We start from the raw sequence: 16,626 nt of genomic DNA on the forward strand, positions 1-16,626 counted from the left end.
GGCTGGAGGGCGTGACTTCGAGCCCTGCGCCCTCGGGTTCGCGCCTAGCGAGCCGCTTCGGCTTCAGCGACCGTGTTTTCGCCGGTCCTGCAGCCCGTCGTGTCGCACGGGAGGTCGAGGCGGGTCTCGATCGCGTCGAGGCGGAGCTGGCCGAGGAGCTGCGCGTCGCCGACCCCGTGGCGGATGCCGCCAGCCGCTACCTCTACGAGGCCGGCGGCAAGCGCATCCGGCCCGTGCTCACGCTTCTGGTCGCCCAGCTGGGCGACGGCAACGTCACCCAGGTGATCGACGTCGCCAAGGCGCTCGAGCTCACCCACCTGGGCTCCCTGTACCACGACGACGTGATGGACAGCGCCGACCGTCGCCGGGGTGTGCCCGCCGCTCACGCGGTCTGGGGCAACAGCGTCGCGATCCTCACGGGCGACATCCTGTTCTCTCGGGCGAGCCAGATCATGGCGCGGTACGACGACCGTGCGATCCGGCTCCAGGCCGACACCTTCGAGCGGCTCGTGATGGGGCAGATGCACGAGACCGTCGGCCCTCAGCCCGGCGACGACCCGATCGCGTTCTATCTGCAGGTCCTCGCCGACAAGACCGGATCCCTCATCGCCGCGGCGACGCAGTCGGGCATCACGTTCTCGAACGCGCCCGTCGAGTTCGAGGAGCCCATGCGCCAGTACGGCGAGAAGGTGGGCGTCGCTTTCCAGCTCCTCGACGACGTGATCGACCTCTCCGATCGTCCCGACGAGACCGGCAAGGTGCCGGGCACCGACCTCATCCAGGGTGTGCCGACGATGCCGTATCTGCTTCTGCGCGCGAGGACGGATGCCGCATCCGCCGCCCTCGCCGACCGCATCGACGACGGAGTGGCACGGATCGCCGACGGTGCCGACCCCTCACTGCTGGACGGCCCGCTCGCAGAGCTGCGCGAGCACGCCGTGACACACGAGACCCTGGAACTCGCCCGCGCCTGGACACGCGAGGCGATCGCGACGCTGGAACCGATCCCCGCCGGCCCGGTGCGCGACGCGCTCACGCGCTTCGCCGAGAACCTCGCGGATCGAAGCAGCTGAACCACATCGAGAGGAACCCATGACGAAGCTCAGGCTGGCCATCGTCGGGGCAGGACCGGCGGGCATCTACGCCGCCGACATCCTGCTCAAGGCGGAGCGCAAGTTCGACGTCTCCATCGACCTGTTCGAGCAGCTCCCGGCACCCTACGGCCTTGTCCGCTACGGCGTGGCCCCCGACCACCCGCGCATCAAGGGCATCATCAACGCCCTGCGCGACGTGCTCGACCGCGGCGACATCCGTCTCTTCGGCAATGTCCGCTTCGGCGAGGACATCACCCTCGAGGATCTCAAGCGTCACTACAACGCGGTGATCTTCGCCACGGGCGCGATCCGCGACACCGCTCTGGACATCCCCGGCATCGAGGCGGAGGGCTCCTACGGCGCCGCCGACTTCGTGAGCTGGTTCGACGGGCACCCCGACGTGCCGCGGACCTGGCCGCTGGATGCGGCATCCGTCGCCGTCATCGGCAACGGCAACGTGGCCCTCGACGTCTCGCGCATGCTCGCCAAGCACGCCGAGGACCTGCTGGTCACCGAGGTCCCGCAGAACGTGTTCGAAGGGCTGAAGGCCAGCGAGGTCACCGACGTGCATGTGTTCGGCCGCCGTGGCCCCGCGCAGGTGAAGTTCACGCCGCTGGAGCTGCGCGAGCTCGGCGAGTTGCGTGACGTCGACATGGTCGTCTACGACGAGGACTTCGACTACGACGAGGCGGCCGAGACGGCGATCGCCAGCAACAAGCAGGTCATGGTGATCAACCGCATCCTGCAGTCGTGGCGCACGCTCCCTTCGGTGAACAACGCCGGCGGAGGGGCGTCGCGCCGGCTGCACCTGCACTTCTGGGCGCGTCCGGTCGAGGTGAGGACGGATTCCGCGGGCCGTGTCGAGGCGCTCGTCTACGAGCGCACCAGGCCCGACGGAGAAGGCGGTGCCGTGGGCACGGGGAGCTGCGCGAGCTTCCGATCCAGCAACTGTACCGGGCCGTCGGATACTTCGGCTCCCCGCTGCCGGGAGTGCCCTTCGACAAGCGCCATGGCGTGATCCCCAACCATGAGGGGCAGGCGCTGGCGAAGGACTCGAACGAGCGGGTGCCCGGCATCTACGCGACGGGCTGGATCAAGCGGGGCCCGGTGGGCTTGATCGGCCACACGAAGTCGGATGCCATGGAGACCGTCCGCCACGTTATCAACGACCAGGGCTCGTGGTGGCGTCCGGAGGACCCTCCGAGGAGGCGATCCCCGCGCTGCTGGCCGAACGCGGTGTGAAGTGGACCGACCTGGAGGGCTGGCACCGCCTCGACGAGCACGAGATCGCCCTCGGCGCGCCCGAGGAGCGGGCGCGCATCAAGGTCGTCCCGCGCGAGGAGATGGTGCGCATCTCCCGCGCGGAGTGACCCGCGGCATCCCCGCCCTCCCCGGTCGTTGAGCGAGCGCAGCGAGACGAAACGCAGTGCGCGTCTGACTAGGCTGGCCAGATGAGCGAGTGGATCCCCGACATCCTGGGCGAGGAGTTCCGGCAGCTCACGCTCCCGCTGGGCGAGGACGACCAGGGCGAGGTCGTCGCGACGCTCGTACGGGCGCTCCCCGCCGAGCGCACCGTCTGGCAGAAGCTGGCTCGCCGGCATCCGATGCTCGACGGCGTCGACGTGCTCTACATCCACGGCTGGTCGGATTACTTCTTCAACAAGCGCTTCGCGCGGTTCTGGACCTCGCGCGGAGCCCGCTTTTTCGCTCTGGACCTGCGCAAATACGGCCGCAGCCTGCGGGAGGGCCAGACCGCGGGGTACATCGTCGATCTCGCCCAGTACGACGAGGACATCGCCGCCGCGCTCGCCGAGATGGGGCACTCACCCGAGGGGCGCGTCTCGGACCGGCGTCTCGTCCTGGTCGGGCACTCGACGGGAGGTCTGACGCTGTCGTTGTGGGCCGATCGGCATCCGGATGCCGCGGACGCACTGATCCTGAACAGTCCGTGGCTGGAGCTCCAGCTGGCGGGGTTCGCGCGGGAGGCGATCGCGCCGCTGCTGGGACTTCAGGCGCGGTGGAATCCGCATGAGATCGGCCCGCAGCTGGACGCGGGCTTCTACTCTCGCGCCCAGAAGGAGGTCGAGGATCCCGCGGATCCGATCGAGATCAACCTCGCCTGGCGGCCGGCGCAGACGATGCCCGTGGCCGCCGGGTGGCTCAAGGCCGTGGTCGACGGACACCGGCGCGTGGCGGAGGGCCTTTCCATCCAGGTGCCGGTCTGTGTGCTGTTGTCGGCGCGCACCGCGGTGCCGACCCGCTGGTCGGAGGAACTCACCTCCGCCGACACCGTGCTCGTCGTCGACGAGATCGCCCGGGCGGCGCTGAAGATCGGCTCCACCGTCACGATCGAGCGCATCGATGGTGCGCTCCACGACGTGTTCCTGTCTCGCCACGAGGCGCGCGAGGACGCCTACGCGCGCCTGGGGCGCTGGGTCACGGGTGGGTGGCGAGCTCCCGGCGGTGACGCGGTCGGTTGCTGGTGGAGGGAGCGCGACCGCTTCGCTTCCGCCGGCGCACGAGAGCGTGGTCGAAGCCGTCAGCCCTCGTACTCCGCGCTCACGATGTCTTCTTCGTCCAGGTCGCTGACGCTCAGCGACTCGGTGTCTATGTCCACGTACCCTCGGGCAGCTCGTCCACGACTTCGCCATCGTTGGGCCCGCCCACCAGCCTGAATCTCTTCATTCGCCGAGTGTACGCGAGCGCACGCCGGGCTCAGCGGTAGTTGATGAACTGCAGGTCCACGTCGAGGTCGGCGCCCTTCAGAAGCGCGATCACGGACTGGAGGTCGTCGCGGCTCTTGGACTGCACGCGCAGCTCGTCGCCCTGGATCTGCGACTTGACCGACTTGGGGCCCTCGTCGCGGATCAGCTTCGAGATCTTCTTGGCGTTCTCGGAGGAGATGCCGTTCTTGAGCGAGGAGACGATGCGGAACTCCTTGCCGCTGGCGACGGGGTCGCCCGTCTCCAGGCTCTTCAGCGAGATGCCGCGCTTGATGAGCTTGGACTGGAAGACGTCGAGCACGGCCTTCGCGCGCTCCTCGGAGTTCGCGGTGATGACGATCTGCTCGCCGCTCCAGGCGACCGAGGCGCCCGTGCCCTTGAAGTCGTAGCGCTGCTCGACCTCCTTGCGGGCCTGGTTGAGAGCGTTGTCGGCCTCCTGCTGGTCGACCTTGGAGACGATGTCAAAAGAGCTATCTGCCATGGCGACAGTGTACCCAGGGGAGGGAAGTCGGCAGTCGTGGAAGCGTTTCCAGAGGGTGCGGCATCCGACACTCCTTGTATTACAGGTTGATCTCGGCTGTTCCAGGCATTGCGCAGAAGGGTGGATGGCGTGCATACTGTAAGCGCTTGCAGTTCGCAGGCGACGATGGGCACGCAGCGGTGGGAGCCGCAGGGTCGATCGTCACCCACAGCACTTGAGAGAGGCACACCAATGAAGGTGAACAAGCGAGGCATCCTTGCGCTCGGGGCTATCGCAGCCATTTCATCGCTCACCCTGGCCGGCTGCGCCGGCGGTGGCGACCCCACCCCCGCAGAGCCCAGCGACCCGCCCGTCGAATACTCGGGCGAGATCACCGTCTGGGTCGACGCCGACCGAGCGGGCGTCCTGGAGGCCGCCGCTGACGACTTCACCAACGCGACCGGTGTCCAGGTCACGCTCGTGCAGAAGGAGTTCGGCGAGATCCGCGACCAGCTCGTGCAGCAGGTCCCCACCGGAGAAGGCCCCGACGTGGCCGTCGGCGCGCACGACTGGCTCGGCGAGCTCGTCACCAACGGCGTCGTCGCCCCCGTCGAACTCGGTGACCGCGCCGGAGAGTTCGAGCAGGTCGCCCTCGACGCGTTCAACTACGACGGCCAGAACTACGGTGTTCCGTACGCGATCGAGAGCATCGCGCTGCTGCGCAACACCGACCTGGTCTCCGAGGCGCCGACCGACTACGACGACATGATCGCCAAGGGTGAGGCCGCGGGGACGCGGTACTCCTTCCTCGTCGGCCTCGACCCCGAAGCCGCCGACCCCTACCACCTCTACCCGTTCCAGACCTCGTTCGGCGCTCCCGTCTTCGGCACCGCCGCCGACGGCAGCTATGACGCATCCGACCTCCAGATCGGCAACGCCGGCGGCGAGGCCTTCGCCGAGTGGCTCGCCGAGCAGGGCGCCGCGGGCGTGCTCAACACGAACATCAACGGCGACCTCGCCCGCGAGAACTTCGTCGACGGCAACGCCCCGTTCTTCCTCACCGGTCCCTGGAACGTCCCGGCGGCACTGGATGCCGGACTCAACATCGCGGTCGACCCCATCCCCTCGGCCGGTGGCCAGGACGCGCAGCCCTTCGCCGGTGTGCAGGGCTTCTTCCTCAGCGCCCGCAGCGAGAACCGTCTCGCCGCGAACGAGTTCCTGCTGAACTACGTCGGCAGCGAAGAGGTGCAGACCGCGCTCTACGAGGTCGGCGGCCGCGCCCCGGCGCTCAGCGCCGCGTTCACCTCGGCAGTGGCCGGCGACCCCATCACCGCCGGTTTCGGTGAGGTCGGAGCCAATGCCGTGCCGATGCCCTCCATCCCCGAGATGGGTGCCGTGTGGCAGTACTGGGGCGTGACCGAGGCCGCGATCATCAACGGCAGCGACGACCCGGTCGGGCTGTGGCAGAAGATGGCAGCAGACGTCGCGGGGGCGACGCAGTAACCTGCGAACACGCGGTGAGGCGGCATCCGCGCGATGCCGCCTCACCCTTGTCCTCAACGACGAGTGAGCGAGGCATGGCGAATGACGACAGTGAATGACCGCGAGGTCCAGGCGGCGCCGACGAAGCGGCAGCGCCAGGCGGCGCGGATGGCCGAGGCGGCCGGCGGCGGGTGGAAGGTCCTGCTCGTCAAGATCGTCTCGCTCGGCATCATCGACGCCCTTGCGCTCTACTCGATCCTCGTGCTGCTGCAGAGCCGCCAGTGGGTCGCCGCGATCGTCGTCTTCGTGGTCACGGCGCTGGCGAACTGGGTGTACTTCAGCCGCGGCAAGCTCCCGGCGAAGTACCTCATCCCGGGGCTCATCTTCCTCTTCGTCTTCCAGATCTTCGCGGCGATGTTCACCGGATACATCGCCTTCACCAACTACGGCACCGGTCACAACAGCACGAAGTCGGATGCCGTCCACGCGCTCATGCTCTCGGCCCAGGAGCGCGTGCCCGACTCCTCCGCCTACCAGCTCACGGTCGTCGAGCAGCTCGGGCAGCTCTCGTTCCTGGTCACCGACCGCGACGGCAACGTCTTCATCGGTGGCGAGGAGCGGCCACTCGAACCCGTCACCAACGCCGAGATGAGCGGCGGCAAGGCCGTGAGCGTCCCCGGACACTCCTCCTTCGCCTTCGCCGACATCCTCGCGAACCAGGGTGAGATCGCCGCGATGGCGGTGCCGATCAGCGACGACCCCAACGACGGGGCGCTGCGCACCCCCGACGGTTCGATGGCGTTCGTCTACGACTCCAAGCTCGTCTACGACGAGGCCGCCTCGACGATGACCGATACGCGCACCGGCGTCGTCTACTCCGACATCGGCACCGGAGCCTTCACCGCCACCGACGGCACCGAGCTCATGCCGGGCTGGCGGATCAACGTCGGTTTCGACAACTTCGTCCGCGCCTTCTCGGAGCAGTCCATCCGCGGCCCCTTCTTCTCGGTGCTCGTGTGGACCTTCGTCTTCGCGGGCCTCTCGGTGTTCACCTGCTTCGCGCTGGGTCTGTTCATCGCGATCGTGTTCAACGACCCGCGGATGAAGTCCAAGAAGTACTACCGGGTGGTCATGATCCTCCCCTACGCCTTCCCCGGGTTCCTCTCGGCGCTGGTGTGGGCGGGCATGATGAATCAGGAGTTCGGATTCATCAACGAGGTGCTCCTGGGGGTGTGAACATCCCCTGGCTCACGAACGAGTGGCTGGCGAAGTTCAGCATCATCCTGGTGAACCTCTGGCTCGGCTTCCCGTACATGTTCCTCATCTGTACGGGCGCGTTGCAGGCCATCCCGGACGATGTCCAGGAGGCGGCCCGCGTCGACGGCGCCAGTGCCTGGCAGGTGTTCCGCTCGATCAAGCTGCCGCTGCTGCTGGTCTCGGTCGCGCCGCTGCTGATCGCCTCGTTCGCGTTCAACTTCAACAACTTCAGTCTCATCTACATGCTCACCGGCGGTGGCCCCGAGATGTGACCGCTGGCGTGAACGTCGGTGCCACCGACATCCTCATCACGATGGTCTACAAGGTGGCCTTCGTCGGATCGTCCTCCGACTACGGTCTCGCGGCCGCCTTCTCGATCATCATCTTCTTCCTCGTCGCGACGATCTCGGTGATCGCCTTCCGACAGACCAAGGCACTCGAGGAGCTGAACTGAGATGACCACCTCACAGGCACTGCAGACCACCTCGGCGATCGTCACCGGAGGCGCGGGCACACCGGGCGCCACCCAGGAGCCGCGCCGGCCGTTCAAGAGGTATTTCCGCGAGACCGGGTGGCGCCACCTCGTCGGCATCGCCGTGGGAGCATTCGCGCTCCTCCCGCTGCTGTACATCTTCTCGGCGTCGCTGAATCCGGGCGGCACCTTGCTGACGGCGAACTCGCTGTTCTCGAACTTCAGCTTCGAGAGCTACATGACGCTGTTCACCACCCCGCGGCATCCCTACGGCGCCTGGTTCATGAACACGCTCGTCATCGGCGTGGTCACTGCGATCGGCACGGTGATCCTCGGGGCGCTGGCCGCCTACTCGTTCTCGCGGATGCGCTTCACCGGTCGCCGCTTCAGCCTCACCGCGCTCCTGGTCGTGCAGATGTTCCCGCAGATGCTGGCGATGGTGGCGATCTTCCTGCTGTTGGTGGCCATCGGCGACATCTTCCCCGCGCTCGGTCTCAACTCCCGAGTCGGTCTCATCATGGTCTACCTCGGCGGCGCCCTGGGGCGAACACCTACCTCATGTACGGGTTCTTCAACACCGTGCCCGCATCGATCGACGAGGCGGCCAAGATCGACGGTGCCGGTCACGCGCGCATCTTCTTCACGATCATCCTGCGCCTGGTCGCACCGATCCTCGCCGTCGTCGGTCTGCTCAGCTTCATCGGCACCTCGAGCGAGTTCGTGCTCGCCAGCGTCATCCTCATCGACCCCGACAAGCAGACGCTCGCCGTGGGCCTGTACAAGTTCGTCTCCGACGAGTTCTCCAAGAACTGGAGCGTGTTCGCCGCGGGCGCGGTGCTCGCCGCCATCCTGCCGGTCGCGCTGTTCCTCGCGCTGCAGCGGTACATCGTCGGAGGTCTGACCGCAGGCAGCGTGAAGTAGCGGATGCGCCGCCTGGCAGCGTTCGCGATCATCGCCGCGCTCGCGCTGACGGGGTGCTCGGCGGCATCCGACGGTCATGCTCGCGAACTCGCGGACTCGGATGCCGGCATCCAACTCTTCCAGCTGCCCTGGCTCTCGATCGCCGCGGAATGCGAGCAGACGCTCGCGCCGGCGGGCTTCTCCTGGGTGCTGACCTCTCCTCCCCAGGAGCACATCACCGGGGAGCCGTGGTGGGTGTCGTACCAGCCGGTGAGCTACCTGGTCGAGTCACGTCTGGGCACGCGCGAGGAGTTCGCCGAGATGGTCTCGCGCTGCGCGGACGTCGGCGTCGACATCATCGCGGACGCCGTGATCAACCACATGACCGGGCAGAACGATCCCGGCATCGGCTGGCGGGATCGCCCTATGAGCACTACGAGTACCCGGGGCTGTACGGCCACGACGACTTCCACCACTGCGGGCTGACCACCCACGACGACATCGAGGACTACCGTTCGCGCGAGCAGGTGCAGACCTGCGAGCTGGTGAACCTCGCCGACCTCGATACGGCGTCGCCGCGGGTGCGCGGGACGATCGTCGCCCACCTGGAGGATCTGCTGTCGCTGGGCGTCGCCGGATTCCGGATCGATGCGGCCAAGCACATGGCGGCCGACGACGTCGCCGCGATCGTGGCGGAGTTGCCGGACGGCACGCGCATCATGAGCGAGGTCATCCGCGGCGGCGGCGAGCCCGTGCTCCCCGAGGAGTACACCGCCTTCGGCGAGGTCTTCGAGTTCACCTATGCGCGGGACCTCGCGATGCCGCTGCAGTCGGGGTGTGGGGAGCACCCGCGACGGATGCCGGCAGTCGTCCCCTCCATGTACCCGCCGAAAGCGCGATCGTCTTCGTCGACAACCACGACACCGAGCGTGGTGAGGCCAGAGTCACCTACCGCCAGCCGGATCTCTACGCGATCGCCAACGCGCTCCTGCTCGCCGACGACTACGGCACTCCGGTCGTGTACTCCGGGTATGCGTTCACCGACCGGGATGCCGGGGCGCCGACGGATGCCGACGGCCGCGTGTCACAGGCCTCGTGCGCCGATGCCGCCGACCGCGGACAGCCCGACGCGACGACGGTCTTCGTCGAGGGTGAGCGCACCTGCGTGCAGTCTTGGCCGGTGATCACCGGGATGCTCGACTTCCGGGTCGCGGTCGGTGACGCGCCGCGCCTCGCCGGAGTCGAAGAGGGCGACGCCTACGGCTTCGAGCGCGAAAGGCGCGGCATCCTCGCCGTGAACGTCGGCCGCGCCGCCGAAACGCTCGTGATCCCGACGAGTATGCCGGACGGGGCATATTGCGATGTGATCGCGGGTGGCGCCGGGAGGACGCCTGCCTCGGCGCGACGATCACCGTCGAGGACGGTTCGGCGACCTTCGACGTCCCGGGCCGCTCGGCGATCGCGATCCATCTCCACGCGCTGGCCCCCGCCACCCCCGGTCGTTGAGCGAGGACGGGCGAAGCCCGACCGAGTCGAAACGTGAGGGCAAGGACGCCGTGACATCTCTTCGCGCATCCGTCCTGTCACGTTTCGACTCGCCTTCGACCCGCCTTCGGCTCGCGGAGCGACCGGGAGAGGGCGACCGAGTTGCGCTCGTGCGCAGCACGAGCGCAGAATTGAGGCACAACTTAAGGGCTCTGTCATGGCGCACGCTGTGCAACCACGTCGTATCCGCGGCGGGTTGCCGCCGCACCCCGAAAGGACAATGCCATGACTCTTCTGCTCCCTCACCACGACGGCTCGCCGCTGTACGTCTCGAACCAGGCGCCCGCCCTCGGCGACGTGGTCACCGTGCGCCTGCGCGTGCCCTCCGGCTACGGCCCGCTCGCGGCGGTCCGCACCCGCTCCAACCCCGACCACGAGCCGGAGTGGACCGAGGCGCGGCCGATGGGTGCATCCGGTGGCTGGGACTGGTGGGAGGCGCCGGTCACGGTGCGCAACCGCCGCCACGGCTACCGCTTCGTGCTCCAGCACACCGACGGCACGGTCGAGTGGCTGAACCAGACAGGTCTGCACCGCCTCGAGACCCTCGATGCCGAGGACTTCGCCCTCGTCGCCTACCCCGCCCCGCCCGCGTGGCTGAACGAGGCCGTGATGTACCAGGTGTTCCCGGACCGCTTCGCGCGCTCGGCCCAGGCCGACGAGCACGAGGCGCCGGAGTGGGCGATCCCGGCGGAGTGGTCGGACCCCGTCGACGCGGTCATGCCCGGCCGTTCGCAGCAGTTCTACGGCGGCGACCTCCCCGGGATCATCGAGAAGCTCGACCACCTGGTCGAGCTCGGCGTGAACCTCCTCTACCTCACGCCGATCTTCCCCGCCGCCTCCAACCACCGCTACGACGCCTCGAGCTTCGACCGGGTCGATCCGTTGCTCGGCGGCGATGAGGCTTACGCGCGCCTCATCGAGGAGGCGCATGCCCGCGGCATCCGGGTCATCGGCGACCTCACGAGCAACCACTCCGGCGACCGGCACGAGTGGTTCCAGCAGGCGCTCGGCACCCCCGGCGCCGAGACGGAGAGCTACTACTACTTCACCGACGACCAGAACACGCAGTACGAGAGCTGGCTGGGAACGCCCACGCTGCCGAAGTTCAACTGGGGGTCCGCGGAACTGCGCGAGCGCTTCATCTCCGGCGACGACTCGGTGGTCGCGAAATGGCTGAAGCCGCCTTACAACGCCGACGGCTGGCGCATCGACGTGGCCAACATGACCGGGCGTCTGGGCGACGTCGACCTGAACGAGGAGGTGCGCCAGCTCTTCCGCGAGACGATGCTGCGGATCAACCCCGAGGCGATTCTGCTGGGGAGTCGACCAACGACGCCGCCAGCGACCTGCAGGGCGACGGCTGGCACGGTGCGATGACCTACCCCTCGTTCACGCGTCCGCTGTGGGGTGGCTGTCCGAGCCCACCGGCGAGCCCTGGTTCACCGGCGAGGGCGAGGAGAAGACCGAGCCCTGGTTCTTCGGGCAGCCGATCGGCGGCATCCCGCGGTACACGGCCGCCGAGTTCGCCGCCGTCGTCGTGCGTTTCACCGGGAGCATCCCGTGGCGGGTGCGCCTGGGCAACATGCAGCCGCTGGACACCCACGACACCGGACGCTTCGCGACCAACGCCGCGCCGGGCACGATCCCGCTCGCCGTGGGCCTGTCGATGACGATGCCGGGCGTGCCGGTGGTCTTCGCCGGCGACGAGTTCGGCGCCACCGGCGGCGACGGCGAGGCCAGCCGCACGCCAATCCCGTGGGGACCGAGACCGAGGCGCAGACCGCCGAGCGCCTGACGCTCTACCGCGACCTCATCGCGCTGCGTCGAGAGCACCCCGTGCTCGGCACCGGCGGCATGCGCTGGGTGCACGTCGACGACGAGACCGTCGCGTTCGTCCGGGAATCGGATGCCGAGACCCTCCTCGTCCTCGCGACCCGGGCCGGCGTCGACGCCGAGGTGCCGGCGGGCTGCTGACGGGAGCGGACCGCGCGGAGGCGCTGTTCGGCGAGGCGACGCTGGGTGCGGCATCCGACGGCTCCGTGCTGCTGTCGGCCGAGGGACCCACTTTCGCAGTCTGGGCGCTGCCGGGCGTCGCGGTCCCGCGGTCATGATGTCGCGGCCTTCCCGGATCCTGATCCGCGAGTGCACCACATCTCGTCGGGTGCACCGCGTATTCGCCGTCGGAGACCGGTGCGCTCGACGACAAGCAGCGCACTCGACGCAGGGAGAGGGGCGCCAGATGGTCTCGCCTGAGCAGTATGAGCGGCTCAGTCGTGGACTCGCCGAGGGCGTGCGCGGCCGCGAAGGGCTCATCGGCCTCGTCCTGCTGGGCTCGGCGTCCGACGATGCCCGCGCCCGCCGCGACGAGTGGTCGGATCACGACTTCTTCGCGCTGATCGAGGAGGGCAGGGGTCGCGACATTCGCCCGGATCTCTCCTGGCTCCCCGATCAGGAGCGCCTGGTGCTCACCGCGCGCGAGGGCGAGATCGGCTTCGCCTGCGTCTACGACGACGGGCACGTGTTCGAGTTCGCCTTCTCGGATGCCGCGGAGCTCGCCGGTGCCGTCGTGAACGATGCGACCGTGGCCGTCGACGACGCGGCCGGGACGACGGCGGCGCTCGTCGCGCGGGGCGGGAGCGCGCGGCATCCGCCGACTCCTTCGACCCCGTGAACGATGCGCGCCTCGTGCTCGTCAAGCTCCTGATCGGGGTCGGTCGGGTGCGCCGCGGCGAGGTGCTGAACGGTGCGGCGTTCATCCAGCAGTGGGCGGTGCAGCACCTCGTACGCGCCGTCCGGGGCGCTTCGCCGAGCGTTCGACGACGGTGCGCGACACGATCGATCCGGTCCGCCGCTTCGAGCAGGACTTCCCGGAGTGGGCGGGCGCATCGCCGCCGCGATCGCGCAGGAGCCCGAGGCGGCGGCCCGGGCGCTCTTCGCGCTGCTCCGGGAGCTCGAGCCCGACTGGCCGGAGTTCCCCTCGCGGGCCGCGGATGCCGTCGCCGTCCGTCTCGGCTGGCGCTGACGACCTCCGGCGCCCGGTTTCGCCGAACCCCCACGATCCCGCCGAACCACCACGGGATGAGCGCAGATAGCGTGGGGGTTCGGCGGCAGCGTGGGGTTCGGTGCCGGGTGTTCCGGTAGCGTGCGAAGCATGCTACCTTGTACGGCATGACACCGGATGTCGGAGCGCAGATGCGCAGGGGAGTGGTCGAGTACTGCGTGCTCGGGCTCCTCGCGCGCGAGCCGATGTACGGCTGGCAGCTCGCCGACGCCCTCACGGGCACCGGGCTCATCGCCAGCATCGGCACGCTCTACCCGCTGCTCGGGCGCCTGCGCGACAACGGGTGGGTGTCGACCTTCGACCGGCCCTCCGAGAGCGGGCCGGTGCGCAAGTACTACGAGCTCACGGCATACGGCAGAGAGCAGCTCGCGCAGTTCCGCGCACAATGGACACCCTTCGCCCGTACCGTCACGGGCATGGTGGGAGAGGAATGACCATGACCACGCAGACGACCGGCGCCCAGCTGAGGGACGACTACCTGGCGCGTCTCGACGCCGCGATGCGCGGCGTCCCCCACGGCATCGCCGGCGAGATCCGCGCGGGAATCGCCGAGGAGCTCGAGGGGTTGGATGCGGCGGCGGCCGCGGCGCGCATCGCGCAGCTCGGAGACCCCGTCGACATTGCGCGCGAGGCGCAGCAAGAGGGCGCCGTCCCTGTCCTCGCCCCCGCTCCGGTCCCCGCGGGACCCCCGGCGACGAGCACGCGGGGCTTCGCGATCGCCGCCGCGCTGACACTCAGCTTCGGCGGTGTCGTGCTGCCTTTCCTGGGCTGGGTCGTCGGAGCGGTGCTGGTGTGCCTGAGCACGATGTGGCGCACCGGCGAGAAGGTCATGGCGATCGTCGTGCCGCTGGTGGCCGCATCGATCTCGGCGCTGCTGGCGATGGGCATGTGGACCATCACGTCGGTCACCGTCACCGGCACGGGAACCACGCCCGATGAGGTGTCGCCGTTGATGCCGGCCTGGTACGACCTGATCTGGATGGGCCTGATCCTGCTGGGCTTCCTTCTCGTCCCGCTGTCCGGTCTCTGGCTGCTCTGGCGCATGAGGGGGCGCTCGCCGGCATCCGATCGCTGAGCATCGGGCGCGCCTCGCCCGCGCCGTGATCCGGGTGGTCGTACGGTGTGAGCATGGCGGCACGTGTGGGAGGACGCAACCGGTTCGTGAGCTGGACCGTCGGTCTGCTCTGCGTCGTCGTGATCGGCGGGCTGCTCTCCCTCGCCGCGCCCTTGGGGCCCTCGGTGGTCGAGTACATCGGCGACACCCTGCGCTCGCTCGATCCGTGACGGGGCACGGCGACACAGCGGCATGGCTCACCGGTGCCGGCGCTCCGCGCCGGTAGTCTCTGCACTGCACACCATTCACCTGAGGAGCACCCATGAGTGACCCCGAAGTTCCTGAGTCCGAAGACAAGCCGGCCGATGTGAACGACGTCGTCGACAGCGCCAACGAGGCCCTGGCCGAAGCCGAGGCCGCGGCGAACGCTCCCGAGACGGCGGCGGATGCCGTCGACCCCGACGTCGCCGCCTTCGAGGCCGCCGAGCGCGAGCACCCCGGAACCTTCTCCGCCGAGCCCTCGGATGCCGCAGACGCGCCCTCCGACGACGTGCCCGCCTCGGATGCCGAGACGACCGTGATCGCCGAGGAGCCCGTCGTCGTCGCCGAGACGCAGGTGCTGCCCTCAGAGCCCGTCTCCGAGCCGGCGCCCGCACCGGCACCGCAGCCGCAGCCGATCTTCGTGCAGGCGCCCGAACCGCCCCGCCCGCACGGCAACCGCGGCACCGCGGGCCTCATCGGTCTCGTCGCGACCGTCGTCTTCGGCGTGCTCTACCTGGCCGCCGGGCTCGGCTTCGGCGCGATCTCCGGCGACGTGTCCTGGGCGAACATCGGCACCGCGGCGCTCGCCGAGGTGCAGACCTGGGGCTTCTGGATCCCGGTCGTCCTCTTCTTCATCGGCTTCTGGCTGCTGGGTGCGATCATCAACCGCGGCCGCTGGGCCGGCTGGGTGATCTTCGGCCTCGTCGTCGGCTTCTTCGCCTACGGCGGACACATCCTCGGCCAGCTGTTCGAGGCGCCGTTCTGGCTGCTGACCGCCTCGCAGGGCTGGGCGCTCGTCCAGGGCGAGCTGTTCGCCCCGCTCGCCATCGCCGCCGCCCTCTTCGGCCGTGAGGTCACGATCTGGTTCGGCGCCTGGGCCTCGCGCATCGGTGCCCGCAAGGAGGAGCTCAACGCCGAGGCGCAGCGCGAGTACGAGCGCACGCTCGAAGCCGGCCCGACTCTGTCGAGGTAATCACGAACGCCACCGCGCCTCACCCCCACGGGCAGCCGCCCGCGGGGTGTCGCCGTTTCTGGCGGTCGTCCTCGCGACCGTGCTGTTCTTCGCGCTCGCGATCATGGGGCTCGGCGCACTGAGCTACTACACCGACACCGATGTGATCGCCGTGCCCGGGCTCGGTCAGGCGCCGGGCGTGCTGGCGATGGGTGCGGCGGTGGCGGCGTTCTCGGGCACGCTGTGGACGACCGTCCGGCCTGCCCGCCCGTCGTTCACGCCGGTCCTGATCACGGCGCTCGCGACGCCGCTGGCGCACCTGTTCGTGCTGTGGCTGGTGCTGCTGGTCACGGGTTCGGGGCTGCTGGTGGCCACGACCGTCGCGGGTGATCTGGTCCGCGGCGGGTTCAGTCTGGTGCTCCTGCTCGCCGCCGCAGTGGCCGCCTGGGGCGGCGTGGCGCTGCGGCGCACCCGCTCGACCGGGCCGCAGTGGCCCTGGGAGCGCCGTGCCGACGACGAGGACTGATGTGGCATCCGGCTCGTGAAGTCCTGGGCAGTCGTTGCCGGTATCGATGGGATCGGTGCGGCAACAGGTGCCGAGGAGTCGGGCAGTCGGATGCCGCACGCGCGTCCGCGGGGCGCCGCGGCATCCGTCCCCGTACTCTGGAGGGGTGGAGCGCTCTCTGGAGACACAGGTGGACCAGGCCGTCGCCGCCTGGCTGCGGTGGATTCCCCGCTGGGTACCGGCCACGCACCGTGGGCGGGTCTCACCGTGCCGGAGGTGCCTCGGCTCACCGATCCTGTCGGCCGCGGGCATCGGTTCGGATGTGCCGCACGGCGTGCAGCACGGGCTCTCCACCCGCATCAAGAAGATCGTCGACCACGCGGTCGCGGAGTACACCGCGCGGAACCTGCCGATGCTGCAGGCCGAGCTCGATCAGCAGGCGGACCGCAACCGTGCGCGCAGCTATCGGCCCGCCGAGGACCTGGAGCCGGAGTTCGAGGGGCTGCCGCTGGATCCCGAGCCCGTTCCGGGATCGCCGTTCCTGTTCACGATCTCGGGCCTGGCCGATGAGGCGGCCGAGGAGCTGCCGCCGCTGCCGCCGCTGAGCGAAGAGGCCAAGGCCGCACTCCGGCAGGAGGTGGCGCTCGCCGACGAGTACGCGAACCTGGTGGGCCGGGAGATCTGCGGACACCTGCTGCGGCACCGGCTGGAGGTGCAGGCGGCGATCTCGCAGTACGTCGAGCCGCAGATCGAGGCGATGCTCGCCGAGCTGACCGAGGCCTTGGACTCTCCGTTCGATCCCGACGGGCACCCGGGGCCGCGCGAATAGCTGGGGGAATGCCGGGAGTCGTCGACACGGC

Annotated in this window: 18 protein-coding genes and 3 pseudogenes; 19 read left to right on the forward strand and 2 right to left on the reverse strand. The window is 69.2% G+C overall.

Going from position 1 to position 16,626, the window contains the following annotated elements:
* The first annotated feature begins 11 nt into the window (after window positions 1–11).
* From KAE78_RS09510 to KAE78_RS09520, 3 genes and pseudogenes are all read left to right on the forward strand, one after another.
* Window positions 12–1,073, forward strand: coding sequence for a polyprenyl synthetase family protein (locus KAE78_RS09510; protein ID WP_223170674.1), 1,062 nt, complete (start codon window positions 12–14; stop codon window positions 1,071–1,073).
* A 19-nt stretch (window positions 1,074–1,092) separates the two neighbouring features.
* Window positions 1,093–2,464: pseudogene (locus KAE78_RS09515) on the forward strand (FAD-dependent oxidoreductase).
* A gap of 81 nt (window positions 2,465–2,545) precedes the next feature.
* Complete coding sequence (locus KAE78_RS09520) at window positions 2,546–3,769, forward strand: alpha/beta hydrolase (protein WP_317451746.1); 1,224 nt, start codon at window positions 2,546–2,548, stop codon at window positions 3,767–3,769.
* Between the two features lie 40 nt (window positions 3,770–3,809).
* On the opposite strand, the gene KAE78_RS09525 is transcribed toward KAE78_RS09520, so the two are convergent.
* The gene (locus KAE78_RS09525) at window positions 3,810–4,298 is read right to left on the reverse strand and encodes a YajQ family cyclic di-GMP-binding protein (protein WP_223170675.1); all 489 of its coding nucleotides are present in this window, start codon (window positions 4,296–4,298) and stop codon (window positions 3,810–3,812) included.
* A 231-nt stretch (window positions 4,299–4,529) separates the two neighbouring features.
* On the opposite strand from KAE78_RS09525, the gene KAE78_RS09530 reads away from it, so the two are divergent.
* The 4 genes and pseudogenes from KAE78_RS09530 to KAE78_RS09545 all read left to right on the forward strand — a co-directional run bounded on the left by KAE78_RS09530 (window position 4,530) and on the right by KAE78_RS09545 (window position 8,874).
* Window positions 4,530–5,780, forward strand: coding sequence for a maltose ABC transporter substrate-binding protein (locus KAE78_RS09530; RefSeq protein WP_223170676.1), 1,251 nt, complete (start codon window positions 4,530–4,532; stop codon window positions 5,778–5,780).
* 81 nt (window positions 5,781–5,861) lie between these two features.
* Window positions 5,862–7,470: pseudogene (locus tag KAE78_RS09535) on the forward strand (ABC transporter permease subunit).
* A 1-nt stretch (window position 7,471) separates the two neighbouring features.
* Window positions 7,472–8,409: pseudogene (locus KAE78_RS09540) on the forward strand (sugar ABC transporter permease).
* A gap of 3 nt (window positions 8,410–8,412) precedes the next feature.
* Entirely contained in the window at window positions 8,413–8,874 is a 462-nt protein-coding gene (locus KAE78_RS09545) for an alpha-amylase family glycosyl hydrolase (RefSeq protein WP_262927626.1), read from the forward strand.
* 22 nt (window positions 8,875–8,896) lie between these two features.
* Here the strand turns inward: KAE78_RS09545 and KAE78_RS17730 are convergent, their stop codons facing one another.
* The gene (locus KAE78_RS17730) at window positions 8,897–9,187 is read right to left on the reverse strand and encodes a hypothetical protein (protein WP_262927627.1); all 291 of its coding nucleotides are present in this window, start codon (window positions 9,185–9,187) and stop codon (window positions 8,897–8,899) included.
* Window positions 9,188–9,223: 36 nt separating this feature from the next.
* On the opposite strand from KAE78_RS17730, the gene KAE78_RS09550 reads away from it, so the two are divergent.
* From KAE78_RS09550 to KAE78_RS09600, 12 genes are all read left to right on the forward strand, one after another.
* Window positions 9,224–9,931, forward strand: a complete 708-nt coding sequence (locus KAE78_RS09550; RefSeq protein WP_223172520.1) for a hypothetical protein — start codon at window positions 9,224–9,226, stop codon at window positions 9,929–9,931.
* Window positions 9,932–10,158: 227 nt separating this feature from the next.
* The gene (locus KAE78_RS09555; RefSeq protein ID WP_223170677.1) at window positions 10,159–11,310 is read left to right on the forward strand and encodes an alpha-amylase family glycosyl hydrolase; all 1,152 of its coding nucleotides are present in this window, start codon (window positions 10,159–10,161) and stop codon (window positions 11,308–11,310) included.
* A 25-nt stretch (window positions 11,311–11,335) separates the two neighbouring features.
* Window positions 11,336–11,728, forward strand: a complete 393-nt coding sequence (locus KAE78_RS09560) for an alpha-amylase family glycosyl hydrolase (protein ID WP_223170678.1) — start codon at window positions 11,336–11,338, stop codon at window positions 11,726–11,728.
* Window positions 11,689–11,907: a DUF3459 domain-containing protein gene (locus KAE78_RS09565; RefSeq protein ID WP_223170679.1), complete on the forward strand. Its 219-nt coding sequence runs from the start codon at window positions 11,689–11,691 to the stop codon at window positions 11,905–11,907. The genes KAE78_RS09560 and KAE78_RS09565 overlap by 40 nt, the downstream gene beginning before the upstream one ends.
* A gap of 265 nt (window positions 11,908–12,172) precedes the next feature.
* Window positions 12,173–12,604 (forward strand): hypothetical protein, encoded by a 432-nt coding sequence (locus KAE78_RS09570; protein ID WP_223170680.1) that lies wholly within the window; start codon window positions 12,173–12,175, stop codon window positions 12,602–12,604.
* A 201-nt stretch (window positions 12,605–12,805) separates the two neighbouring features.
* Entirely contained in the window at window positions 12,806–12,955 is a 150-nt protein-coding gene (locus KAE78_RS09575) for a hypothetical protein (protein WP_223170681.1), read from the forward strand.
* Window positions 12,956–13,101: 146 nt separating this feature from the next.
* Entirely contained in the window at window positions 13,102–13,428 is a 327-nt protein-coding gene (locus KAE78_RS09580) for a PadR family transcriptional regulator (RefSeq protein ID WP_223170682.1), read from the forward strand.
* 2 nt (window positions 13,429–13,430) lie between these two features.
* Window positions 13,431–14,069, forward strand: a complete 639-nt coding sequence (locus KAE78_RS09585; RefSeq protein WP_223170683.1) for an HAAS signaling domain-containing protein — start codon at window positions 13,431–13,433, stop codon at window positions 14,067–14,069.
* Between the two features lie 86 nt (window positions 14,070–14,155).
* The gene (locus KAE78_RS17735) at window positions 14,156–14,278 is read left to right on the forward strand and encodes a hypothetical protein (RefSeq protein WP_262927628.1); all 123 of its coding nucleotides are present in this window, start codon (window positions 14,156–14,158) and stop codon (window positions 14,276–14,278) included.
* 92 nt (window positions 14,279–14,370) lie between these two features.
* Window positions 14,371–15,282, forward strand: coding sequence for an ABC transporter (locus tag KAE78_RS09590; protein WP_223170684.1), 912 nt, complete (start codon window positions 14,371–14,373; stop codon window positions 15,280–15,282).
* Between the two features lie 46 nt (window positions 15,283–15,328).
* Entirely contained in the window at window positions 15,329–15,787 is a 459-nt protein-coding gene (locus KAE78_RS09595) for a hypothetical protein (RefSeq protein WP_223170685.1), read from the forward strand.
* A gap of 145 nt (window positions 15,788–15,932) precedes the next feature.
* Complete coding sequence (locus KAE78_RS09600) at window positions 15,933–16,595, forward strand: spermidine/putrescine ABC transporter substrate-binding protein (protein ID WP_223170686.1); 663 nt, start codon at window positions 15,933–15,935, stop codon at window positions 16,593–16,595.
* The last annotated feature ends 31 nt before the right edge of the window (window positions 16,596–16,626 follow it).

Origin of the sequence: Microbacterium sp. NIBRBAC000506063 (assembly GCF_017968845.1) — a bacterium.
In the GTDB taxonomy this organism is placed as follows: Bacteria; Actinomycetota; Actinomycetes; order Actinomycetales; family Microbacteriaceae; genus Microbacterium.

Coding starts and splice junctions, on each gene's coding strand:
- KAE78_RS09520 (WP_317451746.1), top strand. CDS start 2,546: ATGAGCGAGTGGATCCCCGACATCCTGGGCGAGGAGTTCCGGCAGCTC.
- KAE78_RS09525 (WP_223170675.1), bottom strand. CDS start 4,298: ATGGCAGATAGCTCTTTTGACATCGTCTCCAAGGTCGACCAGCAGGAG.
- KAE78_RS09530 (WP_223170676.1), top strand. CDS start 4,530: ATGAAGGTGAACAAGCGAGGCATCCTTGCGCTCGGGGCTATCGCAGCC.
- KAE78_RS09545 (WP_262927626.1), top strand. CDS start 8,413: ATGCGCCGCCTGGCAGCGTTCGCGATCATCGCCGCGCTCGCGCTGACG.
- KAE78_RS09555 (WP_223170677.1), top strand. CDS start 10,159: ATGACTCTTCTGCTCCCTCACCACGACGGCTCGCCGCTGTACGTCTCG.
- KAE78_RS09570 (WP_223170680.1), top strand. CDS start 12,173: ATGGTCTCGCCTGAGCAGTATGAGCGGCTCAGTCGTGGACTCGCCGAG.
- KAE78_RS09580 (WP_223170682.1), top strand. CDS start 13,102: ATGACACCGGATGTCGGAGCGCAGATGCGCAGGGGAGTGGTCGAGTAC.
- KAE78_RS09585 (WP_223170683.1), top strand. CDS start 13,431: ATGACCACGCAGACGACCGGCGCCCAGCTGAGGGACGACTACCTGGCG.
- KAE78_RS09590 (WP_223170684.1), top strand. CDS start 14,371: ATGAGTGACCCCGAAGTTCCTGAGTCCGAAGACAAGCCGGCCGATGTG.